A 683-nucleotide genomic window follows, 5' to 3' on the forward strand; every position below is an offset into this window, starting at 1 on the left:
CGCGCAGGTGGTGGTGGCATGAGCGTAGAGCTTGCCGTTCTCCGCGCCGACCACCCTGGCCTCCGCCGTCGCCATCGTCCGACCCAGGTGGAGCGCCACGCCCTCGCAGCGCAGCAGCCCCGAGTCGGCGAACAACGGACGCAGCATATGGACGTTCAACTGCGTGGTGGTGTAGCCGATCCCGGCCGGTAGCTTGCTCAACACGGCGCAGCCGAGCGCCGAATCGAGCAGGGTGGCCAGGTACCCGCCGTGCACGGTGTTCATCGGGTTGAAGAGGTGGTCGCCCACCTCCCCTTCGAACACCGCCGTGCCCGGCTTCACCTCGACCAGATGGAAGCCCATGGTGCTGCAGATCGACGGCTCCGGGATCCGCCCGGCGATCCACTCCAACAGGATCTCCTCGCCGGTGAGGTGCGGGTACTCGGAGATCGGCGGGCCGGCCGTCCAGCTGTGGGTGCGGGAGCGCGACTCCTGACCGTCCAGGGACTGCTGCTCGGTGGGGGCAGGCTGGTGATTCGTCATGAGACCAACCTGCCTTGTTCGAACCCCTGGCTCAAGTCCCGTCCGGTACACGCCCGTCGGCCCCACCGGTTCACTCATGTCTCATACCGCCCCCTCCCCCGCGCGCAGCCCCGCGAACAGGTCGGTCTCGTCCCTGCCCGTCCCGGGTCCGACGGTCCCGG

1 protein-coding gene is annotated in these 683 nt (G+C 69.0%); it reads right to left on the minus strand.

Annotation, left to right across the window (positions count from 1 at the left end; translation table 11 throughout):
- On the minus strand, positions 1 to 522 hold a 522-nt coding region (locus ACFQ87_RS46165), incomplete at its 3' end, for a PaaI family thioesterase (RefSeq protein ID WP_380617037.1).
- Between the last annotated feature and the right edge of the window lie 161 nt (positions 523 to 683).

This window comes from Kitasatospora sp. NPDC056531, assembly GCF_042794375.1.
In the GTDB taxonomy this organism is placed as follows: Bacteria; Actinomycetota; Actinomycetes; order Streptomycetales; family Streptomycetaceae; genus Kitasatospora.